At 58.8% G+C, this 24,779-nt stretch carries 39 protein-coding genes and 1 other RNA gene; 24 read left to right on the top strand and 16 right to left on the bottom strand.

The features are described 5' to 3' along the window. Positions 1–52: 52 nt before the first annotated feature. From C2U40_RS26200 to C2U40_RS16300, 11 genes are all read left to right on the top strand, one after another. Positions 53–205 (top strand): hypothetical protein, encoded by a 153-nt coding sequence (locus tag C2U40_RS26200; RefSeq protein WP_158656452.1) that lies wholly within the window; start codon positions 53–55, stop codon positions 203–205. Continuing rightward, positions 204–276: hammerhead ribozyme type II (locus C2U40_RS16345), an RNA gene on the top strand. Before C2U40_RS26200 ends, C2U40_RS16345 begins: the two co-directional genes overlap by 2 nt. A gap of 35 nt (positions 277–311) precedes the next feature. Then, on the top strand, positions 312–518 hold the full coding sequence (locus tag C2U40_RS16340; RefSeq protein ID WP_103828489.1) for a hypothetical protein: 207 nt from the start codon (positions 312–314) through the stop codon (positions 516–518). Continuing rightward, positions 515–769, top strand: coding sequence for a hypothetical protein (locus C2U40_RS16335; protein ID WP_103828490.1), 255 nt, complete (start codon positions 515–517; stop codon positions 767–769). Before C2U40_RS16340 ends, C2U40_RS16335 begins: the two co-directional genes overlap by 4 nt. A gap of 13 nt (positions 770–782) precedes the next feature. Continuing rightward, a complete protein-coding gene (locus C2U40_RS16330) occupies positions 783–1,274 on the top strand; it encodes a hypothetical protein (protein ID WP_103828491.1) in 492 nt (163 codons plus the stop codon). Beyond that, complete coding sequence (locus tag C2U40_RS16325; protein WP_103828492.1) at positions 1,271–1,792, top strand: hypothetical protein; 522 nt, start codon at positions 1,271–1,273, stop codon at positions 1,790–1,792. Before C2U40_RS16330 ends, C2U40_RS16325 begins: the two co-directional genes overlap by 4 nt. Before the next feature lie 108 nt (positions 1,793–1,900). Continuing rightward, positions 1,901–2,185, top strand: coding sequence for a hypothetical protein (locus C2U40_RS16320; protein ID WP_103850996.1), 285 nt, complete (start codon positions 1,901–1,903; stop codon positions 2,183–2,185). Between the two features lie 134 nt (positions 2,186–2,319). Beyond that, a complete protein-coding gene (locus tag C2U40_RS16315) occupies positions 2,320–2,619 on the top strand; it encodes a phage protein GemA/Gp16 family protein (protein ID WP_233768780.1) in 300 nt (99 codons plus the stop codon). Further along, complete coding sequence (locus C2U40_RS16310; protein ID WP_103828495.1) at positions 2,606–2,854, top strand: hypothetical protein; 249 nt, start codon at positions 2,606–2,608, stop codon at positions 2,852–2,854. The genes C2U40_RS16315 and C2U40_RS16310 overlap by 14 nt, the downstream gene beginning before the upstream one ends. Beyond that, complete coding sequence (locus tag C2U40_RS16305; protein ID WP_103828496.1) at positions 2,838–3,029, top strand: hypothetical protein; 192 nt, start codon at positions 2,838–2,840, stop codon at positions 3,027–3,029. Before C2U40_RS16310 ends, C2U40_RS16305 begins: the two co-directional genes overlap by 17 nt. 44 nt (positions 3,030–3,073) lie before the next feature. Then, positions 3,074–3,460, top strand: a complete 387-nt coding sequence (locus C2U40_RS16300; RefSeq protein ID WP_103828497.1) for a hypothetical protein — start codon at positions 3,074–3,076, stop codon at positions 3,458–3,460. A 24-nt stretch (positions 3,461–3,484) separates the two neighbouring features. Here C2U40_RS16300 and C2U40_RS16295 read toward each other — a convergent pair whose 3' ends face one another. Then, a complete protein-coding gene (locus tag C2U40_RS16295; protein ID WP_103828498.1) occupies positions 3,485–3,733 on the bottom strand; it encodes a hypothetical protein in 249 nt (82 codons plus the stop codon). A 146-nt stretch (positions 3,734–3,879) separates the two neighbouring features. Here C2U40_RS16295 and C2U40_RS16290 point away from each other — a divergent pair, with 146 nt between their 5' ends. Further along, complete coding sequence (locus C2U40_RS16290) at positions 3,880–4,119, top strand: DinI-like family protein (protein ID WP_103828499.1); 240 nt, start codon at positions 3,880–3,882, stop codon at positions 4,117–4,119. Between the two features lie 41 nt (positions 4,120–4,160). Here C2U40_RS16290 and C2U40_RS16285 read toward each other — a convergent pair whose 3' ends face one another. The 12 genes from C2U40_RS16285 to C2U40_RS16235 form a co-directional block, all read right to left on the bottom strand. Then, a complete protein-coding gene (locus C2U40_RS16285) occupies positions 4,161–4,466 on the bottom strand; it encodes a hypothetical protein (RefSeq protein ID WP_146054398.1) in 306 nt (101 codons plus the stop codon). Between the two features lie 138 nt (positions 4,467–4,604). Then, positions 4,605–5,087, bottom strand: coding sequence for a hypothetical protein (locus tag C2U40_RS16280; protein WP_103828501.1), 483 nt, complete (start codon positions 5,085–5,087; stop codon positions 4,605–4,607). A 3-nt stretch (positions 5,088–5,090) separates the two neighbouring features. Further along, positions 5,091–5,354, bottom strand: a complete 264-nt coding sequence (gene lysC, locus C2U40_RS27025; protein WP_146054457.1) for an Rz1-like lysis system protein LysC — start codon at positions 5,352–5,354, stop codon at positions 5,091–5,093. Continuing rightward, a complete protein-coding gene (locus C2U40_RS16275) occupies positions 5,269–5,634 on the bottom strand; it encodes a DUF2570 family protein (protein WP_103828502.1) in 366 nt (121 codons plus the stop codon). The genes lysC and C2U40_RS16275 overlap by 86 nt, the downstream gene beginning before the upstream one ends. Further along, positions 5,631–5,876 carry a hypothetical protein gene (locus tag C2U40_RS16270; RefSeq protein ID WP_103828503.1) on the bottom strand — a complete coding sequence of 82 codons (246 nt, stop codon included), beginning with the start codon at positions 5,874–5,876 and terminating at the stop codon, positions 5,631–5,633. The genes C2U40_RS16275 and C2U40_RS16270 overlap by 4 nt, the downstream gene beginning before the upstream one ends. Further along, positions 5,873–6,223: a hypothetical protein gene (locus tag C2U40_RS16265; RefSeq protein WP_103828504.1), complete on the bottom strand. Its 351-nt coding sequence runs from the start codon at positions 6,221–6,223 to the stop codon at positions 5,873–5,875. The genes C2U40_RS16270 and C2U40_RS16265 overlap by 4 nt, the downstream gene beginning before the upstream one ends. Then, a complete protein-coding gene (locus tag C2U40_RS16260) occupies positions 6,223–7,365 on the bottom strand; it encodes a baseplate J/gp47 family protein (RefSeq protein ID WP_103828505.1) in 1,143 nt (380 codons plus the stop codon). Before C2U40_RS16260 ends, C2U40_RS16265 begins: the two co-directional genes overlap by 1 nt. Beyond that, positions 7,362–8,378: a phage late control D family protein gene (locus C2U40_RS16255; protein ID WP_103828506.1), complete on the bottom strand. Its 1,017-nt coding sequence runs from the start codon at positions 8,376–8,378 to the stop codon at positions 7,362–7,364. Before C2U40_RS16255 ends, C2U40_RS16260 begins: the two co-directional genes overlap by 4 nt. Further along, positions 8,366–8,590, bottom strand: coding sequence for a tail protein X (locus tag C2U40_RS16250; RefSeq protein WP_103828507.1), 225 nt, complete (start codon positions 8,588–8,590; stop codon positions 8,366–8,368). Before C2U40_RS16250 ends, C2U40_RS16255 begins: the two co-directional genes overlap by 13 nt. Next, positions 8,587–9,054: a phage tail protein gene (locus C2U40_RS16245; protein WP_103828508.1), complete on the bottom strand. Its 468-nt coding sequence runs from the start codon at positions 9,052–9,054 to the stop codon at positions 8,587–8,589. The genes C2U40_RS16250 and C2U40_RS16245 overlap by 4 nt, the downstream gene beginning before the upstream one ends. Beyond that, the gene (locus C2U40_RS16240) at positions 9,054–9,662 is read right to left on the bottom strand and encodes a hypothetical protein (protein ID WP_103828509.1); all 609 of its coding nucleotides are present in this window, start codon (positions 9,660–9,662) and stop codon (positions 9,054–9,056) included. Before C2U40_RS16240 ends, C2U40_RS16245 begins: the two co-directional genes overlap by 1 nt. After that, positions 9,659–10,297 carry a hypothetical protein gene (locus C2U40_RS16235; RefSeq protein WP_103828510.1) on the bottom strand — a complete coding sequence of 213 codons (639 nt, stop codon included), beginning with the start codon at positions 10,295–10,297 and terminating at the stop codon, positions 9,659–9,661. Before C2U40_RS16235 ends, C2U40_RS16240 begins: the two co-directional genes overlap by 4 nt. 122 nt (positions 10,298–10,419) lie before the next feature. On the opposite strand from C2U40_RS16235, the gene C2U40_RS16230 reads away from it, so the two are divergent. From C2U40_RS16230 to C2U40_RS16180, 12 genes are all read left to right on the top strand, one after another. Continuing rightward, positions 10,420–10,959 (top strand): phage protein Gp27 family protein, encoded by a 540-nt coding sequence (locus C2U40_RS16230; RefSeq protein WP_103828511.1) that lies wholly within the window; start codon positions 10,420–10,422, stop codon positions 10,957–10,959. Further along, positions 10,956–12,575 (top strand): phage terminase large subunit, encoded by a 1,620-nt coding sequence (gene terL, locus C2U40_RS16225; RefSeq protein WP_103828512.1) that lies wholly within the window; start codon positions 10,956–10,958, stop codon positions 12,573–12,575. Before C2U40_RS16230 ends, terL begins: the two co-directional genes overlap by 4 nt. Continuing rightward, positions 12,572–13,195 carry a phage baseplate assembly protein V gene (locus C2U40_RS16220; RefSeq protein WP_103828513.1) on the top strand — a complete coding sequence of 208 codons (624 nt, stop codon included), beginning with the start codon at positions 12,572–12,574 and terminating at the stop codon, positions 13,193–13,195. Before terL ends, C2U40_RS16220 begins: the two co-directional genes overlap by 4 nt. A 111-nt stretch (positions 13,196–13,306) precedes the next feature. Beyond that, a complete protein-coding gene (locus C2U40_RS16215) occupies positions 13,307–13,660 on the top strand; it encodes a GPW/gp25 family protein (RefSeq protein WP_103828514.1) in 354 nt (117 codons plus the stop codon). 99 nt (positions 13,661–13,759) lie between these two features. Next, complete coding sequence (locus C2U40_RS16210) at positions 13,760–15,499, top strand: Ig-like domain-containing protein (protein WP_103828515.1); 1,740 nt, start codon at positions 13,760–13,762, stop codon at positions 15,497–15,499. Next, positions 15,499–16,014 carry a phage major tail tube protein gene (locus C2U40_RS16205; protein WP_103828516.1) on the top strand — a complete coding sequence of 172 codons (516 nt, stop codon included), beginning with the start codon at positions 15,499–15,501 and terminating at the stop codon, positions 16,012–16,014. Before C2U40_RS16210 ends, C2U40_RS16205 begins: the two co-directional genes overlap by 1 nt. A 9-nt stretch (positions 16,015–16,023) precedes the next feature. Further along, a complete protein-coding gene (locus C2U40_RS16200) occupies positions 16,024–17,019 on the top strand; it encodes a hypothetical protein (protein WP_103828517.1) in 996 nt (331 codons plus the stop codon). Between the two features lie 42 nt (positions 17,020–17,061). Further along, the gene (locus C2U40_RS16195) at positions 17,062–17,457 is read left to right on the top strand and encodes a hypothetical protein (protein ID WP_103828518.1); all 396 of its coding nucleotides are present in this window, start codon (positions 17,062–17,064) and stop codon (positions 17,455–17,457) included. Positions 17,458–17,511: 54 nt separating this feature from the next. Beyond that, positions 17,512–18,504, top strand: coding sequence for a major capsid protein (locus C2U40_RS16190; RefSeq protein ID WP_103828519.1), 993 nt, complete (start codon positions 17,512–17,514; stop codon positions 18,502–18,504). Between the two features lie 9 nt (positions 18,505–18,513). Further along, entirely contained in the window at positions 18,514–18,990 is a 477-nt protein-coding gene (locus C2U40_RS26195) for a hypothetical protein (RefSeq protein WP_158656451.1), read from the top strand. Continuing rightward, positions 18,938–20,035: a phage portal protein family protein gene (locus C2U40_RS16185; RefSeq protein WP_158656450.1), complete on the top strand. Its 1,098-nt coding sequence runs from the start codon at positions 18,938–18,940 to the stop codon at positions 20,033–20,035. The genes C2U40_RS26195 and C2U40_RS16185 overlap by 53 nt, the downstream gene beginning before the upstream one ends. Beyond that, the gene (locus tag C2U40_RS16180) at positions 20,026–21,309 is read left to right on the top strand and encodes a phage head morphogenesis protein (protein WP_103828521.1); all 1,284 of its coding nucleotides are present in this window, start codon (positions 20,026–20,028) and stop codon (positions 21,307–21,309) included. Before C2U40_RS16185 ends, C2U40_RS16180 begins: the two co-directional genes overlap by 10 nt. A 30-nt stretch (positions 21,310–21,339) precedes the next feature. Here C2U40_RS16180 and C2U40_RS16175 read toward each other — a convergent pair whose 3' ends face one another. From C2U40_RS16175 to C2U40_RS16165, 3 genes are all read right to left on the bottom strand, one after another. Continuing rightward, positions 21,340–21,819, bottom strand: a complete 480-nt coding sequence (locus C2U40_RS16175) for a hypothetical protein (RefSeq protein WP_103828522.1) — start codon at positions 21,817–21,819, stop codon at positions 21,340–21,342. A 66-nt stretch (positions 21,820–21,885) separates the two neighbouring features. After that, positions 21,886–24,201 carry a phage tail tape measure protein gene (locus C2U40_RS16170; RefSeq protein WP_103828523.1) on the bottom strand — a complete coding sequence of 772 codons (2,316 nt, stop codon included), beginning with the start codon at positions 24,199–24,201 and terminating at the stop codon, positions 21,886–21,888. 87 nt (positions 24,202–24,288) lie between these two features. After that, positions 24,289–24,711: a hypothetical protein gene (locus C2U40_RS16165; protein WP_103828524.1), complete on the bottom strand. Its 423-nt coding sequence runs from the start codon at positions 24,709–24,711 to the stop codon at positions 24,289–24,291. Positions 24,712–24,779 lie beyond the last annotated feature (68 nt).

Raw genomic sequence — 24,779 nt, 5'->3', positions numbered from 1 at the left:
CTACTGGCTTTGGTGATTAGCATTGCGCTGCTGGCTGGATGAAGGGGGTTGTATGAGTGAAGAGCTGTACGGGGAAATCATGCGCTTCCAGGTCACTGCTCGTTGCCCTTATTGCGATGAGGAAACGGAAGTGCTGCAAGACGAATTGGACGGGGGTTATTGCCAATGCCAGCACTGTGACGAGTCATTCAATATTAGCCTGTAAGCGAAACCACCCCGCCACCTGGCGGGATGGTCTACCCGATGTGGTGATCGGGTACTGATGAGCAGCCTGGATCCCGGTTGTCATCTCCCACAACAAGGAGAGGACAATGACCAATCACAACCTGTCTATGCAGCTGACCAAGCTGTTTGAGGCCTACTGTATCGCCCTGTCCTTGCGGGACATGGTGCGGGTTCGCGTACGCCTGGTGCGTTTTGCCCATCGGGCCCACCGTTTCAACCAACACCAGCTGGCCAGTGAAGCACTGATGGCCGCTGGCCAACTGGGCCGCGACATTCAAAAGGTGCTGCCATGAGGGGAGAGCTGCTGGCCTGGATGGCAATGCGCCCACCGATGACCGCCAGCCAGATGATCGAGGAGTGTGTGCTTGACGAATTGGCCATCTCGGGCCGGGAGAACCTGGTGACCTGCCTGTGCGAGATGTGCAAAAGCGACACCTGCCCGGTGAGTGCCGTCAAAGCCCCTGAAACCCATCTGTATCAAGGCCGCAGCCCGCGTCGTGGTTGGGTCAATGTCTATCGTATTCGCGGAGTCCATCATGACTGAGCAAGAGAGAGAAGTGAGCGAGATCGTAACATGGCTGGGCAAGCGGGAGTTTCCTGCCCTGGCTGGCTATATCACCCCGCTAGGGCAGCAGCTGTATGAGGTGATCACCGATGTGCTGTCGTTCGCCTCGATGGCCGCTCGCAAGGCCAGCATTGCCGAGAACAAGCTGACCGACCTGGTGATGAGTCTGCCCAACAATGCCCACGCCTATCACGAACTGAAACGATTACTGGAGGAGATCCATGCGCAAGGCACCCCAGCGCAGAGCCCGCTTATGGTTCTGGTTAAACAGGCTATCGAGCATTCAGGCCGTCATGACATCGAGCAATGCTGCGGTAACAGCTGCAACAAGCAACGCAATCTCGAACACCTGACTGCACTGGAGGTCGGCACCGGACTGTTTTACCAGGAGATCGTCAATCTGGGGTCGCAGGTGGTGGCACTGGATCAGGAAAACCGCCAGTTAACATCCCGTTTGAATGCCCTTCAAGGAGGCGCCCAATGATGCACTATCGCTGTGATGATGTGCCGGTTTGGCAAGCATGGTGCCAGTACCAGAAGGAACTGAAGGCGATGCAGCAGGCAGCCCGTGCCTTTGCTGAATCGCTGGATGCTGAACCGGTCTATGGGGCCTCGGTTTATGGCCAGATTCTGGTGGGGGTTGCCCCCCGCCATTTTGATGACCGGGAAGATAAGGCGCTATGGACTGAGCCCGGTTATGGTGGGATCAGGGTGCCACGGCGATATGTGCCCAAGGGCCAGTTACGGGCCGGAGCCCAGCTGCGTGAGCGCTTCCCTGATGGTCGCCCCGCCGTGGAGGTTGACCGTGCCAGGCTCGCTCCCTTATGGGAAACCTTGGTCGTTGATATGCCAGCGGTGGCCAAAGCCGGTTCGACCTTCTTTGGCTATGATGGTCAGTTTTACTTCACCACCCTGCTGCGTGCCCCGAACGCGACGGTGATTGATGAGCAGGAGTTCAAGCAGGCGCTGCAACTGAGTCAAGCCACCGCCCCTTCCAGATAAACCACTTCCCTTTTTTCACCTTCAAATGAGGCGCCTTTCGGCGCCTTTTCTGTTCGTAAATTCGCCGCCACTTTTGTATAATTAATTTATGTGGCGGAGGAACGTAAATTGATTGAAGCAAAACGCCGACCTGGCCGCCCCCGTAAAGAGAAGACCCTGGACGGAGCCACCCGTAGCAAGCGCTTGCGAGCCAAGCGGGCGGAAGATGGCACCAAGGAACTGCGCCTGGTGGTCGATGCCAAGACTGCTGACCTTTTCCATGCCCTGCGCGAACAAAGCGGCTTTGGTCAACGGGAGCAGTCGGAGTTTTTTGCGGCCATGTTGCTCAAGGTGGCAGGCCGCGATTGGTTGGGGCCCGCGTTCACACTCCCTATCGAGAAGGATGAACCATGACTGCACGCAAGACCCTGTATGGCCTAGTGCACAAAGGTGCCGGGATGAAGTTCGGTTGCCTGCCCTAGGATGAGCGAGAAATCGCCTATCGTGATTGGTTGGCCATGCGCACCGGGCAACGGTCATGCAAGGGGTTGACCGAACTACAACTGGCCGCCCTGGTACGCGAGCTGAAACGGGATGGCAACCTAGCGGACTATCGCCCTGGTGGAAGCGCACCGGACCGGCCAACCGATGCCCAGTGGCGCAAGCTGGCAGCCCTTTGCAAGGAGCTGAACTGGCAAGGTGGACTGCATGATCCTGCACTGGATCGATTCTGCCAGCGTACCGCCCACGTCAGTAAAGCCAGGTTCCTGACCAAGGGCCTCATCAGCCAGATCATCACCGGATTGGAAAAATGGATTGCAGGAGGGGCCCCCAATGAGCCGTATTGACCCCCGTTATGAAGTGGTATCGCCCAACTCTCAAGAAGAGTTACAGGCGCTGCTTGAGGAGAAGTGGCCGGATCGTCGCGTTCCTGCCCATGAGTTCCACCAGCTTATCCAGATGAACACCCTGGATATGAGTATTTTGAAAAGCCATCTGGGCTGTAACCGAGCTTGGTACAACACCCACGAGCTGGCCGAATGGCTTTGGAAAAGGAGCAATTATTATGATGACGACGAATGATCCACATCTGCGCATCAAGCCGTGCCGAGAGGTACTGACCCTGAAAAAGCGGGCTACCCATGGGGCCATCAAAGGCACAGAGTTCTTTGCCTTTCGCCTCTCCGGTTGGTTTATGTTTGTGCGTGAGGTGCCGGATAATGGCCCTCGTTCTGGTGAGCAGTTGAGTCTTTTCTAAGGCCGACGTATGTTATTGCATTTCCGAATGAATATGAGGGCAATATGATCCGAGTTGTATTGGGGTTTCTGGCGCTATGTGCGGTGGCTTGGTTTGGAATACCTTTCTTCGTCAAAGAGGTGGCACGCCCCCAAGAGATGTTCACCAGAAACATACTATGTATGACCGATAGCCAAATAGGGTCGATCACTTATCAGATGCAAGAGCCGTGTAAGGAGATATTCACCAAGGATATAGTCTCTCGGGTCGAGCAAAGTGATTCGGCATATTTGGATTACTACCCCATGACCATGGAAAAATATGACCTAAATAAAATTTATACCGCGTTGCTTATTTCAGACCCCAGTTTCCGAAGCACGATCCCTGATTTTGAAGCATGGTGGAATGCGCGACCGATAAGACAAAAACGCAATAAACAAGGCCCGCAATAGCGGGCCTTGTTTCATCTGCCACACTTACAATTTTGCGTGGATCTTGACGGCAAACTGCCTGGCAGCGGCAGGGATATCATTCGGAGTCCCGAGCATGGCGGGCATATTTTCGGCTCGCTGAGTGATCACTTGCTCCAGTTCTTCGACGCTCGGGGTTACCGGGAGTTGTTTCAGTTGCCTCATGGCCAAGCTGAACTGCTTCTGATCGGAGGGGTGAGAGCTGAACCAGGTAGGCCTAGAGAGCCAGGGCTCCAGTGCTTCTTCAATCGTCATATCTGTCTCCAGTTGTGGCAACACAGTCTCAGTTGCACATCCATACTACCTCTGCACTTGGGTGCTGAACAATCTTGGTTGGCAAAAGCACTGTTTTTATATACAGTTAAATCTGTATAGATATACAGCAATGGGAGCCCCACACAATGATCCTTCGTATCATCATCGACAAGAAACAAAAGTTGCCCAATGGCACTCTGGAGGCTTTGCAGAAAGAGGCATCCCGCCGTCTACTTACACGTTGGCCCGCGCTGGCCATTGACGTGATACGTGGCCAGCGTAATGACGTTGAAGTCAAGCGCACCACTGATGAAGAGAAGAATGCCATTCTGGAGGTGGTGCAAGAGGTCTGGGAAGACCCTGATTCCTGGATGCCTGCCAGCTAATCTGGTGTGCTCAAAGAAAAGGCCCTCACGAGGGCCTTTTCTTATTGACGGGAAATGAGTAGGTTTTGGGTTCCCATCCAACCCTCTGCCCCCTGGCATTTTCCCTCCAATACTCTCACCCGCGCCATCTCAATCCCTGCAATCCCTAACGCGTTCGTTACTTCTCTATGCAGGATCACCACGCGTTCTCCCTTCAACGGTTGGCACTCAGCCCAAGTAACACCTTTATTATCGAAATGTGTCAGCAATACTCTGTTTTCTGTAACTGTGGCGACTTCGGTTCCGGCGTGAGTCAACGGTGCCCACATGCTCGTGAGACATACCAGCGATAGGATTATCTTCTTCATGATTACCTGCATTATCTGACATAAGGGACGCCTAGCTTACCGCTCTTTGTAACGCTATGAAATCGTACCCAATGGGTATCATTTGGCTAATGAAAAGGCCCGCGATTGCGGGCCTTTATTCACTTCGAATGGGTGGCGTCATGCCGCCATTTTTATCTTCTCAAGTGCTTGTGCGTACAACGCGTCCCAGGTGCTGCGATGCGGCTTACCAGGGCGCCACGTCCGGTAATAGAGAGCCCATGCGGCCTCGGCATCACCGACCTTTGGCATGGCTTGTCGGTCTGTCCACAGCAGAAGACGGGCAAACCCGGCTGCCAATACATCGTCATGCTCCAACGCATCATAAATAGCCTGGGCCTCGAACTTCACACCGCGCAACTCACACAGCTTAATGGCATGAGCATGAGACATATCGTGGTTCATCACCCCTTTGACGCCGCCCCCGCATTCGAATTGCCAGAACCCACGGGCGGGCCCCCCTATTTGACGGCGGTGCTCAAAACGGCTTTCTTGCAGACCGATAGCCAGCAGTATGGTCAATGCACCTGGCGAGTTCATACTTGCCGGCAGTACCTGTAATGCTGGCTGAATAGCGGTGTTTAATACGTCTTCTAATTTCATGGTTCACTCCTGTTGATGATCAGCCCACTGACGCAGCGCGGTCATGCGAATATCGCAGGCGCGCAGTGCCGCTATCAGGGCGGGCATGTCTTCTTCCACCGCCGCGCCCCAGGTAGCGAGGTTTAGCGGCGGTACTGGACAAGGGGCGGTCAGACTGGCCGGAGGGACCAGCCTGACCACCTCACTCTTTATCAAGGGCGGCGGTGGCGAGCTGGCGCAGGCGCACAGCAGCAGCGCCAGGCAACTCAGTAGTGCGGCACGGTTCATGGATGAGGGTTTCCTTGATGTCGGTCTGGGCCTGCCCCTGCTCGGTGAGCAGCTGGTTTGCCTGGCGTTGTACCTGCAAGGTGAGCTGGTTATTGCGGGTCAGCTCCTCCTGCAGACGGTTGATACTGGTGCCCTGGGCCGTCAGGGTCTCGTTTTGCTGGGACAGGGTGAGGGCCAGGCGCTCGGTGGCCGCAGCCTGGTTGACCCCCTGCTGGTGCCATAACCACACCAGCAGCAGGCACCCCATCCACGGCAGGGCCCGCCACAACAAAGCGCTCATGCGTGCCTCCGCTTACCCATCTCAAACCAGATGGCCGCCAGCATGGCCAGGTCATAAGCCAGCCAGAAGAAGAACGCCCGTTCAAACTCGGTTTGCCCGATGGTGTAAGGGGCCTTGAGCAGGACATAGGCCAACATCAAGCCCGCCACCCCCCAGTTGCGAAAGCGGACTGCCCGCCCCATCACCACCAGCCCGGCCACCACATCGAGGGCGGCAAACAACAGGTTCAAGTGCTCCATCATGATGGTTTCCTCCAAAGCGACTTGAGCTTCATCAAGGTGCCCAGCGGGTCTTCTGAAAACCCGCGCAGCACCGTGTTCATGCCGCGCAGGATCCACTGCGCCCCGAACGCGGCAACACCCGACCAAAACACCCGCATCGGCTCTGACAAGTCCCAGTAACTGAGGCCCAGCCAGGCCATCCAGATAACAAACCCGCTCATCGGGGCCCCAATCAGGAAGTCCCTGACCGAGAGGCGATCCGAGCTGGCGGCCTGCGCCAGGGCGGCAAACAGGGCGAGCCCCGCTAGGGCTGCCGTCATCCCCATGCCGTCCACGGCATCCTTGAAGGCGATAAACCACTCCCGCATCACCGCCCCCCTTCCGAGTTCTCTGCAACCACCACCACGTTGATGGCCGTGACGGTCACCACCGGGTTCTGGTGACGCTCCAAGGTCCGCCAGGGCAGCGTGGTGGTGCAGCGATAGACCCCCTGGAGCCTCTGACCGAGTCCCGTCAGTGCTTCCGGCACGATGTCGCGGCCCAGTAGCGCTTTCCAACGGGCCAGGGTACTGGTCAGGGCGGCATCAAACTGGGCTTCAATGGCGTTGGCTTGTGCCTTGTAGTCATTGAAAATCTCGAGGGTGAAGGTGCCCGTGCTGTGCACTTGCTCGGCATCTTCGACGGTGACGCGATCCCCCAGGGGGCGCACCTTGTCATCACTGACCACCTCTTCAATGGCGTCCTTGATGGCCTCGGTGGTGGATTCGCCCCCGGTCATCAGGGCGCAAATAGAGATGTCATTGGGGGTTGGGCTCCAGACCTTGACGCTGGAGATGGCGCCGTTCGCCGTCAGGGCAAAGTACTCATAGGCATCATAGGGACCGGCTACCGAAAACTTGCTGGGGGCTAAGTAGATGCGCTGGCGGTAACGGTCATTGCTTTCAATCTCGCTACCACCCTGGCTCACCTCGGTGTTGCTGGCCGTCACCACGTTGGGGTGTCCTACCACCACCTCCTGGATCTCACCAGGCAAGAAGCCATTGGCCGCAGCCCCTGGGGTCAGGCACGTGGCCACCACGGCAACGGTGCTCTGCAACGCGGTTACTGCCACGGCTTCTGTTGTTGCAAAGAGGCTCTGGCCATCCACGGCACGGACGGTGAACCCCGGCTCCAGCACAAAGGCGCCATGACCTGCTTTGAGCGTCAGGAGCAGGGTGGTCAGGGCTGCGCTGGCGGGCAGACGCGGGCAATCCACGCTGGCCCCCAGGTGATCGAGCATGGCGTCCCCAGCAAAGGCCAGCAGGTTCTGCCTGGCCTCCCGGTTGATGTCGTCCACCAGCAATTCCCGCTCGTAGGCGGTTTGCTCCAGGACAAAGGTCTCGGGATCGGAGACCAGCGGATAATGGCCTGTTTTGGCCTCGTAGTTTTTCTTGAGTCGGGTCAGGGTGCCGGTGTAGTCGTTCGGGATCACCTGCGGCTCGGGCAGATCAGATAACGGGATCTGGGTCATGATGCGCGCTCCAGTTTGGCATTGCAGATCCAGCGGCCCCCGAGGCTGGTGGTCTGGGTGACCACCTTCCACACGGGGGGTAACTTGCCTGCGTCGGTCAGTTCAATCAGCTGGCCAGCGGCCAGGGGAGTGTTAATCAGTTGCAGTTGGCCAAAGGCCGTTTGTTTGGTGCCGGTGGCCGAGAGTTGGCTGTCGGCGTAGCGCTTGGCCTCTTCGAGGCTGCGCACAGGCACGTCATAGAGGCGCATAGTGCGTCCCTCCGGTGCGTTGGGGTTGCCCGCCTGATAGGTGATCTGCTTACGCTGCTCGGCGTCGTAGTAGTCGATGATGACGGCCCCATAGGTGTCGCGCTTGGTGATCGGGAAATCGGCCTGTGCCACCACATCACGGCGTTTGAGGGACAGCGTGAGCTTGGGCAGCTCCGGCGCGCCGACATACAGGGTCTGGTTCTTGCTGGCCACGGGTAGTCCATAACGCCCCGCCAGGCGAGCCAAGAAATCCCGACTGCTCTCGGCCCGCTGCTCTACCCGATCCAGCAACATGTCTTCCCCGTTGAACACGCCCTGCATGTTGGCCTCGGCGGCCAACTGGGCGATCAGGGCTGATAGCCGGATGTTGTTGAAGGCGCGGGTTTGGGCCTTCTCCATGGCATCGCGCTTGGCCGTTGCCGCCAGGGCGCCAATCACCACCTCATCGGGGCTGAAACGAAACCGGATGCTGTCAATTTCAAACCGGCCCCAGGCCCAGCTGGCGGCCTGGCTACCCGGTGTGGCCTGTTTGTGTTCCCAGACCACACCAGGGTTCAGGATGTCACCCTCTTTGGGGAACCATTGCTCGGAGAAGAGCCCGTCCCGGTTGTTGAGCACCAGGCTCACCTGGTCGCGTTCGCTCTTGCCCTGGCGCAAGCTGTCGGTGTAGCTCAGTGATTTGACGTAAGGGGCCAGATCTTCACTGACCCGGCGATTTGCCCAGGTCAGTGAAGCGGCGTATGCAATGAGGCCTAGCGCTGCCATGGTGCCAACTCCACGGGGGTGATCGCCTCTTGCTCACTGATGGGCGGCACGTTGAGGATGAGGCCAGCAGGCAGGACGAAACCTGCCGAACGGCGGGCCGCATCGGGATTGGCTGCCCGTAGGCCATTGAGCGCCGGTTGGGTGAGTGAGCCATAGGCCCGCACGCACAGCGCATCCCAACGCTCGCCCTGCAGTGAGGTCAGCGTGTTCATCGCCCGGCCTCCTCGTTGCGTACTTCTACCAGGGTCAGCTGGTAGTTGACGGCGATGATGGTGCCGTTTGGCAGGGTCTCCAGGATAGTGCGGGGCATCTCGCGAACGGTGAACATCCCGAGCGTTTCGGTGCCCACCACCAGCCCTCTGGGGATCTGCTTCTCCGCTAGGTCAGTGAGATCGATGTGGGCACGAGTCAGGTCGGTGAACTCGTTGTGCAGCTCGATGGTCATGCGCACGATGCGTTCATCCTCCCCCGTTACCTGGTGCGAGGGGTAGCCCTGTACCAGCTGCTGGGGTTGCACCCGCCAACGGCGGCTGTCCTGGAAGTCTTTGGGGGCAAAAAAGGATTTGAACAACACTTCGCCCAGAGCCCCCCATTGGGCATGGCTCACCTGGCGCGCCTGGAATAGGCTGTCGCCCGAGAGGGCAAACAAGGTGCCGGCTGCGTGATTCAGGTCCATTACTCCTCCTCGGGAGGCACGATGATCTCCTCCCCGGTCATGTCGTTGGTCAAGATGATTTGGCGCAAGGGCGGGTTGGGGAAAACGCGATGAACGGTCATCACCAAACTGATCTGCCAATCCTCACGCCAGGTGTAGAGTTCATCCTTGCGCTGCTCGAATTCTTCTCCCTCCTGGTTGCCTGCAAACCCGCTGCGCAGGCGCTTGGCATTCACCAATTCGGCGTCACCCACCACCTTGAGCTGCCAGCCTGGGGCGGCATCGATGCGCATGTCAGTCAGCTCCTCATCCACCCCCTCCAGCACCACCAGACGTTGGGTCAGCAGCTCATTGAGGGCGATGGCATGAAGCAACGCATCCGCAGTAAGGCTCTTGTTGCTGTTACCGCCAGAGAGGCGTACCGAAAGCAGCAGGTCGAGCACCAGCTCATAAGGCACATAGGGGGTCCACTCACTCATCCGGTCCGCTTCATTCAGACGCTGATCAATCGGCATGAGGCGGATCTCGCGCCGCGACATCGCGTTGGAGGGCTCGGTGACCACGTGCATGGCATCGGGCCCCGCAAAGTGGGCCTCCAGCCGCTGTTCCAGCTTGTCCAGCACGATCATCGGGCACGCTCCAGGGCGTGCTGTGCCTCTTTGAGCAGCAGGGCTTGTTGCTCCTTGTGCAGCACCATGAATTCCCGTTTGGGCACGTCGATCTTCTCCAGTCGGTAAAACAGCAGGCACAGGCGGCGGGCTTTCTGCTTGCCGTCCTGCTTCTTGGGTTTGAGGGGCAGCCCTTGCACGCTGGCGCCGTCAGGTGGCACACCCAGCACCGCCTTGGGCCGCCAGACGATGCGCCATCCCGTGCTCTCCAGACTCCCGAGCAGCCCCTTGATGCCCATCGCCTTGGCCTTGCGCTTGAGGCCTCGGGTGGAGGGCACCATCAGGCTCTTGGCTTTTTTGGCCACCAGGGTGCCGCCGTTGTTGATAAGCGGGGTGTGGGGTAACGGAGAGCCCACCGTGAAGCGCCCCGGCTCGGTGGTATAGGTGAGCGAGGCGCGGGTTTCACCCGTGTCAAACAGCGGTTTGGCGCCCCGGTTCTTGAGTGATTGGGTCAAGGCAGCATTGGCGGTAAACGGGCCATCCATGTTGGTCTGCACACAGGTGACCGCCAGGGGTGCCAGCAATGCCGGGAGCTTGGCCAAGGTCTGGCTCATCTGCTGTAAGCGGGCATTGAAACGGTCTGTACTGGCTGCCATCGGCGCACCTCCTCTTGGAATGGCACCAGTATCCCCATCCCTTCCAGGCCTTGTTGCCCACGGGCATCGCACGCGCACGTATCTCGCCACAATGCCCTGAAAGACAACGTGAAGAGGTACACATGGCACGCCGGTCAAAGGTGGATTTATACGGGCTGCTGGAGCGCATCATCGAGATGTTCGAGCGCGAGAAGATGCCCATCCGTGACATCGAACTGGTGCTGCGCGAAGAGGGGTTCGATATTTCTCGGGCGGCAATCCAGCGGTCACTGAAAAAGAACGAAGAGGTGGCGCTGAATTACAAACGGGCACTGGATGAGTCGCGGATGCTGTTACAGGAAATCCAGGACAATCCGGGCACCGACATCCTGGAGCTGACCCAGCAGATGCTGGGCCAGAAGCTCTCGGAGTATGTCCGTTCGATTGATGAACTGGAGTTCAAGAACGCGGGCGAACTCATCGAATCCGTCGCCAGTATCTCCCGTGCCCAGGTCAACGTGGGCCGCCTTAAAATGGAGTTCCAGGCGGGGGTGAAGGCCGCCAAAAAGGCGTTGGAAGCCGAGCTAAAACGGATCCTGATGGAAGAAGATCCCGCCACCTTGCTGGCGGTGCTGGATGCCATTGAACGCATTGACGTGAAGGCTCCGAGGGGGCGTGCATGATTGGCAGCGCCGCCGAACGGGAGACACTGCGCCAGCAGGCCAAACAGCGGATTGCCGAGCAGGCCGCTGCGCCCGTCGTCGCCGAGAAGGCCAAGCTCGATGCCAAGGCGTTGGAGGCACGTCGGCAACGAGCCCGCAGTGATGACGGCTTTGCCTGGTTCTGTCAGACCTACATGCACCAAGCCTTCCCGGTGCCCTTCGCCGACTACCAGCTGGCGCTGACCCGCCTGGTCTCCCAGCGCACCCTGGCGCGCCGTGATGAGCAGCTGTTCAAGTCCCTCATCCCCGAGGCAGATCATCCCTACATCAACGGGGAGAGCGATTGCTATGAGGGGATCCTCGACATCGAGCCCCGCGACCACGGCAAGACCACCCGCAATACCCAGGCCCTGCCGTTGTGGCTGGCGCTCAACTTCCCCGGCAGTTTCATCGTGGTGTGCGCCGCCAGTAAAGAGAGCGCCATCGGCATGGTGGACGCCATCAAAACCACCCTGCAGGAGGACGAACAGATCCTGGCGGACTATGGCCGCCAGCAGAAAAAGGGATCTACCTGGTCCAAGACCAAGCTCCAGCTGGCCAATGGCAGTGCCATTGTGGCCGTGGGGGCCGGGCAGGCGCTGCGCGGGATCAAGAACAAGTTCCAGCGCCCGACCCACATCATCTGTGATGACCTGCTCAAGGATGATGAGGTGGAGTCGGCCACCGTGCGCAAGAAGCTCTATACCTGGTTCAAGCGGGTCATCCTGAACCTGGGTCAAGGTGCGCTCACCATCGTGGCCAACACCATCATGCACCCGGAAGACTTGCCCAGCCGCCTGCTCGGCGAGATCAAAGAGGGTCGCCTGACCAACTGGATTGGCTTGCGCTTTGGAGCCATCACCCCGGCGGGCGAGTCGCTGTGGCCAGACCGTTGGCCGTTGCCGTTGCTGGAGACCAAGCGCCGCCAACTAGGTGCGCTCTGGTACACCGAGTGGATGAACCAACCCATCTCGGATGAAGAACGTGTCTTCAACGAAGCCTGGTTTGAATACTTCCAACCACGGGACGTTGCCCTGCGCGATTGCACCATCGGGATGGCGGTAGATCCGGCGACAGGCAAGACCACGGGGGACTATTCGGCCATTGCTGTGGTGGCCAAGCACCGGCCCACCGGGCTCTATTACGTGCTCTATTGTCGGGGGTTCAAAGAGAGCGACTTGGCCTTGGCCAAACGTATCTGTGAGGTGTACCGGCTGTTTCGCCCGGACTTCATCGACTTTGAAACTGTCCAGTTCCAGGCCATCTACAAACGGGAGGTGGCCCGTGAAGGCAGCCGTCAGGGCCTGCGTCTGCCGCTGCGCCCCTTCAAGGGGGGCAACAAGCATGTACGGATCAAATCCTTGGCGCCGCTGTTTGAGAACGGCCTCCTGCTGCTACAAGAAGATCAGACCCTGCTCAAGGAGATGCTGGTGAACTACCCCAGAGGGCACGATGACTGCCCGGATGCGCTGGAGATGTGCATCAGCGGATTGGAGAGCACCTTCACTGCCGGGGTAGTGATTGGGAAGCGGCAAGTGGTCAGTGCGGCGCAGCGCCTAGCGGGGCTTGCTCAGCGGCTGGGAGGGCGGTTTAGATGATCGAGCAGTTGATGAAGGCCAAAGAGGTTGGGGCCGACCTGCTATCACGGTTGATGCGCGTCATCTGCGTGGGGGAAGTGACCGAGGTCGAAGGTGCTGGCCAGCGGGTCAAGGTGGTGTTGCCTTCCCACGACAAGATGGAAAGTGACTGGTTGCGGGTACTGGCCCGCCGCTCCCTTGGGGTGCGCACTAGCTGCAACCTGAAGGAGGGGGAGCAGGTGCTGTGCCTGTTTCCCCCGCTTGGGGACATGCGCACTGGCTACGTGCTGGGGGCGCTCTATAACGCCACCGATACGCCGTTCCAGGATAATCCGGAGGTGTTCGGGGTCGAGTTCGATGATGGGGCCCGGTGTACCTATGACCAAGAGAGCCACACATTCCGGTTTTCGATGCCCGGTGGTAGCCAGCTCTTTGAGATGACCCCCGAGGGGGCCCGCCTGGTCTCCAATCTGGACATCGATGGCGAGGTGACCATCAGCAAGAGCCTGAAGGTCACCGAAACCGTCCAGGCGAAGGCGGTCAATGACGAGACCGGCAGCATGGCCACCATACGTTCGCAGTACAACCAACATGGCCATCCCGATAACGGGGCTGGCAAGCCTAATGTGCCCATGTCGTGAGGCGGTCTGTATCGCGTTTTGAGCGAGGCTAAGCGGATACGGTGCGACGGCACACAAATTTTTTCTTGAATGAATTTGAACGCGATTTGAAGCGTTTTGAAGGGGGTGGAGATGTACGGGTTACACCTGAAGAGTTGGGGGCGGCGCAACCTGACCCTCAAGGAGGATGTGGAGCAGTCCCTCGGGGTCTTGCTGCGCACCCGCAAGGGGGAGAAGATTTGGGACCCGAACTACGGCTGCGATCTGGTCACGTACCTGGATCGCACCAACTGGCACTTGCAACTGGCCATCGTGGCGATCCTGGAGTCCGTCACCCGCTATGAGCCGAGGGTGCAGCTGCTGCGCGTCAACGTACACCGACAGGCCCAGACCGTGGAGCAATCCGCCGAGGGCGTGGTGACCTTGCAACTGGTCTATCGCCTGCGCAGTACGGGCACCCTGGAAAACATGCTGCTGGTTGCCTGAATACTGAATAGCGTTTCCCTGATGTGTTGGCCGCTGCCCTTGGGCACCGGCCATTTTTTTTGCGGCGTATTCTCCTCCTGACGCTATAAGGAGGAACCCATGGCGACATTTCTTCACGGAGTCGAGACGGTGGAAACCGTCAGTGGCCCGGTCCCTGTTAACGAGATTGCCAGCTCGATCATCGCAGTGTTTGGCACGAGCGACCTGGCGGCGCCCAAACAGATGGTCCTGACCCGTACCCTGGACGAGGCCAAGGTCGCCTATGGGGCAGGCTCCATCCTGGAGACCCTGCGCCGGGTACACACCTATTACACCCCGTACAACACGGTGATTGGCGTCCCCCTTGGCAAAGACGCTGATTTCCAGACCCCCGATGGTAAAGGCCCAAGTGGGGTCATCCTGGGCTCCAGCACGGTCAAGGCCTTCATTGATGACGGCGCAGGGCTGCCGGTGGTCATGCACAACCCCAATGGGTTGGGGCTGGCCTGGGCGGTCGATGACGAAGCTGTGGCCACCATTGATGCAGCTACCGGCGTGCTGACCCCCCTCACTGCAGGTGAGGTGGCCATTACCCTGACCGTCACCGGTAACGACTTCTTTGAAGGAGATACCCTGACCTGCACCGTTACCGTGGCGCAGACCAACCCGAATGCAGGCAAAACCGCCACCGGGGCCGCACTGACCAGCTCAGTCCAGACCGCCTATCTTGGCAGCGTGCTGGCCCTGATGGTAGTGGGCAGCCAGGGACTGCCGGTGGTCTGGCGCAGCAGCAACCCGGCCATTGCGACCGTGGATGCCACGGGCCTAGTCACCCCTGTCAAGGAGGGGACGGCCCAGCTCACTGCTGAACTGGCCGGGGATGCCACCTGGGCGCCCGTGACCTTGACCTGCACCCTGACCGTGGCCAAGCCGTCCGATGCGCTACTGGCCGCCTTTATCGAGGCGGTGCCGATGCTGCTCAAGGCCCGTACCAAGTTTGGGTTTAACCCCAAGATTGGCCTGGCCCCCGGCATCATGCACAAACCTGGTGCCAGCGGCGCGGTGTTGCCGGTGGCGCGCAAGCTGCGCATGACCTGGTTGGCGGACGTGCCTGCCGGGGTCAGCACCCCGGAGGCCGCTCGTCTGGCCAAACAAGCGATGAGTGATGAGCGGATCTTCTGCTTGTGGCCACGTCCCAAGGTGCTGGATGCCGATGCCGCCGCCACGGTCGCTTGGGCTGCCCCCTCCTGGGCAGGCCTGATTGCCCAGGTAGACAAAGACCTGGCCGGTATTCAAGGCGGCTCTGGTTACTGGTGTTCACCGTCCAACCTCAAACTCGGGGATGTGGTCGGCACCGAGCATGAGTTGGAGTTCATCATCAACGAGCGGGATACCCCGGTGAACTACCTCAACGCCAACGGCATTGCCACCCTCATCAACTATGGTGGCTGGCTCGCGTTCGGTAACCGTTCTACTGCGTTCCCGGACAAGACCGACCCGATGACCTTTCTGTGCTGGCGGCGTACCGCTGACGTGATTGAAGAGTCTATCGAGTATTTCGTGATGCAGTTCCTGGACCGTCCGATGTTCACCCGTCCTGACCAGTTGCAAAGCACGCTGCTGGGCCGGGTACAGGACAGCGTGAACGACTTCCTGCGCTCCAAGATTGGCAGCGCCCTTATCGATGGCAAGTGCTGGATTGAGGTAAGCGCCAACCCGCTGGCGAACCTGGCCCAGGGGATCATCCGCTTCAAATACCGCTTCACCCCGCCGATGGTCACCGAGCACATCATGATGGATGCCGAGATCTACGTGCAGGGGCTGGAAGAGGCCTTCAAGAAACTGGTAGGGGGTAACTGATGGCTACCGAAAAGTCCGTTGTCTGGCGTGACCAGTCGGTGTTCCTCAATAACACCATGTATATCGGGCGAGTCTCGCAGGCGTCCTGCGATATCCGCCGCAAGACCACCAACGTGGGCGGGCTCGGGGGCGTTGGCAACGTCGAGGTGCCCACCGGCAAGGTGGAGCCCATCAAGGCCCAGCTCAACTTCAACAGCCTGTCGGTGGCCGATATTCGCCAACTGACCCGCAACGATGGCTATGTGGAGCTGCGCATGACCGGCACGGTGCGGGTTCTCGATACCGACACCGGCACCCGCACCGTGGGTGGGGCCAGCACCCGTATCAAAGGATGGGTGCTCAACCCGCCCACCCCGACCTACAGCGATGACCCGCAGCCCTACAACATCGAGATCTCGGTGCTGTTTATCGAGGTGGCTGACCAAAGTGGCACCGCGCTGCTCATCGACATCCCGAACGGGATCATCGAGCCGAGCGGCGACAGCGGCAGCTATGGCGTCACCATCACGATTTAAGGAGCCCCCATGGCCCGAGTAAGAACGTTAAGCCTGGTCGGTGACGGGGTGCAGAAAAACGGCAAGACCGTCACCAAGGCCATGCTGGGGGACATCGTGAAACGCTGGTCCGGTGATGGCCGTCCCCCCATCACCCTGGGGCACCCTGCTCAAGGGGCGGACAAGGTGGCAGCACTCGGGCGGGTAGACAACCCCCGCACCGAGCCCAGTCGCCGGGTACCAGGGAAAACCGAATTGGTGGTGGAGCTCCATTACACCCCCGAACTCGAAAAGCTCGAAGACGCGGGCAAGTTTGAGGGCTTCAGCGCTGGAATTTACCCAACCGTGGATGGCAAGGGCTATTACCTGCACCACGTCGCCGCCCTGGGGCAACTGCCCCCGGCAGCTGAGACCGAAACGCGGGAGCTGGTGGAGCTCTCCTGCGATGGCATGGAACAGATGGTGGTGCTCTCGGGAGTGCTGACCTTTTCAGATAGTCAAACAGAGGACATTGAGATGACCAAAGAAGAGCTGGCCGCCGCCATGAAAGAGGTGCTGGCCGAACAGATGAAGCCCCTGACCGAACGCCTGGACAAGCTGGAGAAGGGCGGCAAAGACGATGGCAATAAAGATGACCAGACCGATGACCCGAACAAGGACAAAAAGCCGGGTGAGCAGGACAAGAACAAGCCGCTGGTGGACTCGCAAGCCCGTGACCAGCTCAAGACCATGCAAGAGACCGTGAAGTCGGATCGCATTGCCCAGGCCACCGAGCTGGCCAACGCCAAAGGCTGGGGTGAAGCCGAGTTCAAGCCGCTCTTGACCATGCTGCAAAAGGCCGAGCCGGTCGAGCTGTGCAACAACGCCGAAGATGGCCTGTTTGCCACGGTCAAGGCCACCATCAATGCCCGCACAGTGGCCCCGAACAAGCCATCGCCGCTGGGGCAGCCGCTGGAGTTTGCCGATGACAAGGGCAACAAACAGCAACTGAACCTCAATGATGTGGCTCGCGTCTCCAAGTTCTAAGGCTCGGCTAAGACCACGTAGTTATCGATTAAGGACATCATCATGACCCAGTTTTCCCGTAAGGCCGAGCTGCGCCTGAGCAGCATCGTGGCGGCAGGACACCCGCCGATCATTCACTCCATCGCCCTGAAGGCCGGATGGGCTGACATTGAAGCGGGCAAGCCGCTGCACATCACCACCGACGGGGCCGACCTGTGGGATGGTGAAGCCAGTGTGCCGGTCACCCCTGGCGCAGATCCTGCCCCCGCCACCGTGGCGCTGCCGATGATGGGCATTGCGCTCAACACCCCGCAGGCTGGGGATGGCAGTGTGCTGGCGTTGCTGCATGGCTGCTACCGCGCCGATGCCGTCACCGTCGGCGGCCAAGGGCTTACCCAGGCGCAAGCGCTGACCCTGATGGCCGCAGGCCTCTATCCCGAGGACAGCTGGGGGGGTTAACCCCCGGCTTGCCCACTCAACGCTTCATTACCTCTTTTTGATAGGAACACCATCATGGAAATTATCGACCTCATCCGCAGCTTTATGACCCCACAAGCCATTGCCGGGCAGATGGCCAAGCGCCAACCGGTGCCCCAGCGCATCCGCAAGCTGGTCTATGGCGAAGAGGGCAAGCAACACCCGTTTGCCGCCATCACCCTGGCCGACCTGCAACGTACCCTCACCAACGTACCGGTGGTGCGCCGTGGTAGCCAGGCGTTTGCCCTGGACCAGGGGCGCGGCACCCTGACCTCCATTGATGTGCAGGGTTTCGAGGTCTCGGACTTTTTCACCGCAAGCGAAATCAACAACCTCAAGATGGTCAGCAACCAGTCGGTGCAGGCCTTTATTGAAGGGCGCATCAACCAGATGCTGGACGCGATCCAACGCTCGACCGAGGCCCTGTGTGCCCAGGGGCTGACCGGGGAGATCAGCTACCCGATGAAGACTGACCAGGGCTTTGATGAATACGAAGTGGAGTTTGGTCAAACCCAGATCTACACCCCGGATACCCTGTGGGATGCGGCCAGTGCCAAGATCGTGCATGTGTACGATACCCTGACTGAAATGCACTCCCAACTTCAGGCCAAGGGTTACGGTGACAGCACGGTGTCGCTGGCGGGCCGCAAAGCATTTAGCAAGCTGGTGGCCCTGGCCGATGAATCCAAGTCCAACATCGTCCAGGTCAAGATCGTATCGGAGAACGAAGTCTCGGTCGGCGGCTATTCGGTACAGCTGGAAAGCAGCGTCTATCGCGGCAAAGGGCGCACCATGACCCGCACTGTGGATGAGCACAAGCTGTGCATGGTGGACAAGAACGCGGGGCACAGTCTCTACTACCTGGCGCTGGATGATATGGAAAACGGCCTGCTGCCGATGCCCTTCTATCCCTCTCAGGAAGTGAAAAAGAACCCGTCTGGGATGGAGGTGGTCGGTCGTTCCAAACCGCTGCCCGCCCCGGTGGTGCAGGCCATCTGCTGGTCCTCGGTGCTGGCCCCGGCCAAGTAAGGAGCCCCCATGCAACTGGCACAGCTGCGAGCACTGGTGAGCCCGGCCCTTATCCGGGATGCGCTGGACGATCAGATTTATCGTTCCCTGACCGGGGAGAACGGCAGCGCCAGCGGCGGTATTCAACCCCGCCCAGCCGGTAACGATAGCCAGAAGGCTGCCCTGACCGCCTGCCAGTCTGCTGCCCGCTGGGCCTTCATCACTCTCTCCAAGGCCGATGCACTAGCACGGCCTTATTCCACGGATGAGCAAGCGGTGTTGTCCGAGGCGATGGTGCAGCGCGCTATCTATGAGCTGGGCCGTCAGTCTGAGTTCGACGCGAATTTCTTCAAAAACAAGGAGGATGCGCAGGCGCTTATCAATGCCCTGCTCGGCCTCAACGGCTCGGGTGATAGCGCGAGCGCCAGCATCACCAGTGCCAGGAGTACCAAAGATGCAAAAGCGAGTTACATCATCCCTGGTTACCCCTTTAACCGCTTCCGGTAACCTGTTCACCGATTACTATCCTGCCCCCCTGTCCATGGGGGCACAGGCCTCCCACGCCTTCGACCCCTATTGGGGTGCCATTGATGCCATGCTCCTTGATGAGGAGGTGGATTCTGATGTCGAACTGCGCCACGCCGCCGCCATGACCCTGCCCTGGTATCTGGAAGGGTTGCCTGACGATGTGGCCTTTGCCGAGCAGCTCCTAGAGCGCCTGGATATGGAGACCCTGCTGGAAGATGCCCTGTGCGCTGCCGAGTGGGGTTTCAACCCGCTGGAGGTGGAGTGGGACCAGAGCACCGGCCCCTGGCGTCCGGTGCGCATCGAGCGCCGCCATTCCAGGCTGTTTCGTATTGATGATCGGGGTCAGGTCTATTACGCCCCTCGCGGTGGCAGCGGCTTTGCCCTGGTCGCTGAAGGGAAAGTGATCCCGGTGCGCCGTAAGGCCACCAAGGAGCGCCCCTATGGCATCTCTATCCTGGAGAGTGTTTGGCCTATCTGGCAGGTCAAGTGGACCCACGTCGCCCAGCTGGAGCGCTTGGGGCAGAAATATTCGGTGCCCTCGGTCATTGCGTTGGCCAAAGCTAACAACGTCACCGAGCTGGATGTTGTCAGCGCCGCCCTGGCGGGTCTCGAATCCGGCGAAGGGGTGGCTCTGTCTAACGTTGACCAGGTGATCCAGCTGACTGCCAGCGGCAAGGCCCAGGAGCTGCTGGAGGTCATTCGTCACTATGACACCAAGATGAGCAAGCGGATCACCGGCCAGACCCTGACCTCGAACACCCAGCAATATGGCTCCAGGTCTCTCGGGGAGGTGCACGAACGGGCGGCGCTGCGTATCGCCATCGGGGATCTCAAGATGGTGTTTGGCTGTCTCAATGCCACCCTGCTGCGCTGGATCTTCTCGCTTAACGGTAAGGATGGGCAGGTGCGCCTGGTGTTTGATGAAAAGGCCTTTGAAGAACGTGTGAAGGCACAGCAAAGCGGTGGGAACGGGGCAGGGATGACCCTCTCCAACCCTGGTGCAGGGCCCTTGCTATGTCTTTAAGCCAGCAGGAACGCAAGGAGCAACAGGCGCTCACTCGCCTGGAGAAGATTGAGCAGCAACTGCTGACGGTGACGGCCAGCGCACTCAGTGAAGAGATCACCACTCGCCTGACCAAGCCGGAGGTGGTGACCGACAAGAGCCAGCAGCGCTATGCCATGGCCTATACCGATGCGATGCGCTTTGCCTGGCTCTATGGCCATTGGCATGTGCAGCAGCTCATCAACGAGACGGTGGAACTGGCAGAGGCCCCCGCCCAGGTGCCGTTCAAAGAGGCGCTGGCCTATCTGGAGAGTAAGGTGCCGCTCACCAGCAAGGCATATCGGGATCTCGATGCCCAGATGCGCCTGCGGGCCTTTACCGTCGCCAGCGTCAGTTCGGAACAAGCGGTAGCTGATGTGCAGGCCCGTTATGCCACTGCCCTTGCCCAGGGGCAGTCGGCCAGCGAGACCATGCAGCAGGTCGGCCAGTACCTGGAGCAAGCCGGGGTGAGCCCGGTCAATCCCTGGTATCTGGAGCTGCACTATCGCAACAACATGATGGCGGCCTATAGCGCCGGACGTTGGTCACAGGTTGAGAACAACGATCTGGTGGAGTACCTGATTTACCTCTCGGTGATGGACAGCGGCACCACCAAGCTGTGTCGCCACCTGGACCGGACGGTGAAGCCAAAGGGCGATCCATTCTGGCGCAAATACTGGCCCCCCAACCATCACAAGTGCCGGGCCACGGTCAGCCCCCTGGGGCAAAGCCAATACCAACGCCTGCCTGAGCAGGTAAAACGCCGGTCAGCCCAGGTCACGGATGAACGGGTATCAGCCACCCCGACCATGGCCGCCGAGCATCAGTTCACCAGCTCACCGACCCAGACCCTGCACCGTCTGCCAGGCAGTCTGATGAGCCAGGCGCAAGCCTTTGACCTGGTGCCCGCCATCACCGCCTACTCGAAGGCGCAAAGCCAGGCGTTGCTGGTGGAGCGGTTGGGGGCCTTGAGTGCCCAGAAGGTATCGGCCTCGGTACTGACGGCAGCAGACCTTGGCAAGGCAGAACAGGCCGTGGCCACGACGCTCGCCCAGAGTAGCGATGTGGCGTTCGGCTTGGGGCAAGTGGGCGATGACTGGCAAGCGGAGGTGTGGTTTTTTGAGGCCGTGACAGGAGGGTGGCTCTGGGGCCGGGCACTGGCCTATGACAGCGGGAACGTGTTTGCGGTGAGCCGGATCACCGATGCAGAGCGAACGGCGTTACAGGCGGCCTCTCAAGCGTTGACGCGAGAATAAAGAAAGCCCCGATAATCGGGGTTTTCTTTATTATTCTTTGTCAGGGTTAATCTGCTTTAAATAATAGTCACTTCTAAAGTAAAGAGTGCCTGATATATCTCCATTATCCTGCGTTATTTTTCTTAGTGCTGCATGGTAATCATCAAAGATGAATTTTTCGTATTTGCCGCCATGTTCTTCGACCGTTTTTATTTTGTTCGGCTTACCATATTTCGTTACCAAATCTTGGTAAACATCATCAACGGTTACACCACTAGGGATAATGACACTAACGTAGTCCAATCCTACGCCCCCCTTGAGGAAGTACGTCTCTAGATTGGCCTTTTCGCCTTTGAGCCGGAAATCATTACACCTTAACGTTCTGAACTCTTTATCTCTAAAGTTACAGATGTTGGAGTCGATTAACTCTTGCTTGCTCATTCCGATTCGAAGAGAAGAGTTGTAACCATCAATAGCCATTGTCTGAAAGGCTATAGCGATACCAAACAGGCTGATAGCTATCTTACGCATCTCACGCTCCCATGATTCATTTGAATTCATGGATGGTAGCACGTCCGTGTGCTGCTCAGGAATCCATCACGAGGATGGTTGAGCGTAATCCATGCTTTGCATCACTCGCTCCAGCGTATCCTTCAACTCCTGTACCAGTTCCGGGGTACTGTTGCGCATCGCCTGGATGATGGCGGCCTCAATATCGGCGGCATTGGTAAAGTCGGGGGTGACCGAGATGGCCAACTGATGACTCAGGGCAATCTGCACCGGGGGCGGCGTGGTCGGGGTGCTGGTGGTCGCACTCTTGGCCATGGGTTGCAAGAGGCGCTCCATCTCCTTGTCTGCGTCGTTTTGGGTGCCGTTCTTACCGTCACTAAACCACCCCATCACTCCCTCGGTGATTGCCTTGACGCCTTCTTCCCCCAAGATGGCACCGAGGATGCCGCCACCGATGCTACCAATCCCGGTGCCGATCCCAGGCAAGATCATTGTGCCCAAGGCTGCCCCGCCATAAGCCCCCGCTGCACCACCCGCAAGTGATCCGCCGACTCCGGCAGTGGTGGTGATCAACTGGTCGCTGTCTCCGTTCTGGGCAGCATCGTAGATCTGTGCTCCACCAAACAGCAGGGCGGGCAACCACCCCAGCATCTTACCCCCCTTGCCACCCAGGGCTTTACCTGCTCCCTCTTTAAGGGATTGCAACCATCCCCCGCTGGTGGCCGGAGGTGGCACCGGGGCACCAGATAAGCGGTGATCCATCCAGCTTGGCATCTTATTACTGGTGGCGGTTGCGGCAGGGGCTCCTTTGGCCATTGCCTCTACAGCCTCTTTTGTGGCAGCGCCCTCTTTGCCCGAGAACCATCCTGTAATCGTGGTTCGAGCTTTACGGGATGCACCGACCACAAGGCCTTTGCCAAGCAGCATGGCGGCGGCAGTTCCGGCCAAGGTTGTACCAGGGTTCTCGGCAATAAAATTACCGCCCTTATCCAGCCCCTTTGCCAATAGACCGGTCAGTGGGCTAATGGCACTGGAGAAGTCTGCCACGCTTTCATAGAACCGGGTGGTGGATGCCTCCCAGCTCGATGTCAGATCTTCAAACGGGCTGAAGCTCTCTTTCAGGCCTTTATCCAACTGGCCATCATAGTTGCCCAGAGTGGCATCCGGGTTCTTTATCCCATTGATGACTCCTTGCACTGATTTTAGCGAGACATCTTCAGTAAACATGGTGCCAAAAAGAGCTTCTAAGATTGGTTTTGCTTTGTTTGGATCGCTCGAATATAGCTCTACGCCAGCTTGTAACGCATTCAAAAATGGCGTGACTTTATCACCGCCATTTTCATTCGCTTGACGATATTGACCAAGGAAAGACTTGAACTGTTGACGTACCTTTGGGTCATCTATCGTTTCAATCAAACCGGGGGTTTTTCCACTCCCTAAAACTTTGCTCAATTCACCTGCATCAGAGAAACGAGCTTTAATGGCCTCCTTTATACCGTCGGCAATTTTGTCGTAGTTGAACGCTCCCCCCTTCATCCCTTCGGCTAATAGTGCACTGAACTGTTTGGCACTGAGCCCCAGTTCTGCAACAAGGGGGGCGTATTCGTTGAAGGTATCAAGCAGGTCATTGGATCGATCACCCGCTTGGGTGTAGACCCCATAGATCAGATCAGAGGCCTCCTCCGGTTTTACTCCGAACGCTTGCTGTGTTTGATAGGTTGCACGAAGGATCTCCTGCACATCGGAGTTAGGCATGGCTCTGTTTAAGGCTAACGCTCTGCTGGCCATATCTCGCCCGGTCTTGTCATCGACACCCAGGCGGATGGTTTCCTCCCGAGCGGCCAGCGCTTCAGCTTCTGTGACCCCAATATTCCTGACGGCCTGATTCTTCCAATCACGCTCAGCACTGCTGGAAAAGAACCCGGCAGGTTTGCCGGTGCGAAAGTTTGCCTGATGCTCCAGCTGCGCCGTGCTGAGTCCTCGCTGGGCGGCGGCATAGGCGACACCTCCTGCCACCACATTGCCAACCAGTTGATCCATCCCTTCCCCCAGGGACTTGATGCTTTTGGCGGCCTCTTCGGTCTCTTTGAGCTGGGTGTTGAGTCGCCGTTGCTCCTGGGTCAAGTTGCTGATGTTGACCTCGGCCCGCCGCAAGGCCGAGGCGTATTGTTGAAGCTGCTGCTCCTGTTGTTGGAATTCCCGGCTGGTGGTGCCTGACTCACGTCCCAGCTGCTCCAACCCCTCCTGCATACGGCGGAACTCGGTCACGTCCCCTGCGGTTTTTTGAAGCCCCTTAAAATCCTGTTCGAGTTTCTTGGCCTCTTTCTCGATCCGCTTCTTGTGCTGGGTGAACAGGTCTTCAATGCCGACCGTCAGCGCAAGGGCAAAGTTATTTCCGTTCATCAAGCATTACCTCAAGGAGAAAGATGAGTTCAGGCCAAGTCATGTCGAGGACTTCGCGATAGGTGGCGCGACCTTGCCGCCCGTCCGTCAGGACTCGGATTGCGTTTTTGAGGTGTCGCTCGGTGATTCGGAGGAGGGGCGAGGCTTTCCCATCAAGTAGCTCAGGTTTTGGAAATCGCCATATTCGAGCTGGTCGATGAGTACATCCACCGGTACGGGCAGTTCATCTTCCAGCGTGACCTGATCGCCCTCATCCGTGGTGGTCTCCACCAGGGTGCCGAAAACCAGGACGCTGGCCGCCACCCCGGCAAGGACGGCATCGGATGCCTCAAACCCGAAGCTGTCTTTGGCGAAGCGGACGGCCTCGATGCGATCACGCACCTTGGGTATACGCAGGCGACGGGCGGCATTGAGCTTGCGACCCTGGTAGTTGATGTCGTAGGGCAACGGGCAGATGTCGTGCTTTTGAATCATTTTGGCAATTGTGATATCGGTCAGTGGTTGTTTCATGGTGCCTCCAGGCGTTGTTGTTGACTGGATGGTAATGCACTGCGCCGACGGCCCATGCCCTTGGGCAT

This window comes from Aeromonas sp. ASNIH4, assembly GCF_002934425.1.
Lineage (GTDB): Bacteria > Pseudomonadota > Gammaproteobacteria > Enterobacterales > Aeromonadaceae > Aeromonas > Aeromonas hydrophila.
This window is presented reverse-complemented; position numbering and strand designations above follow the sequence as displayed.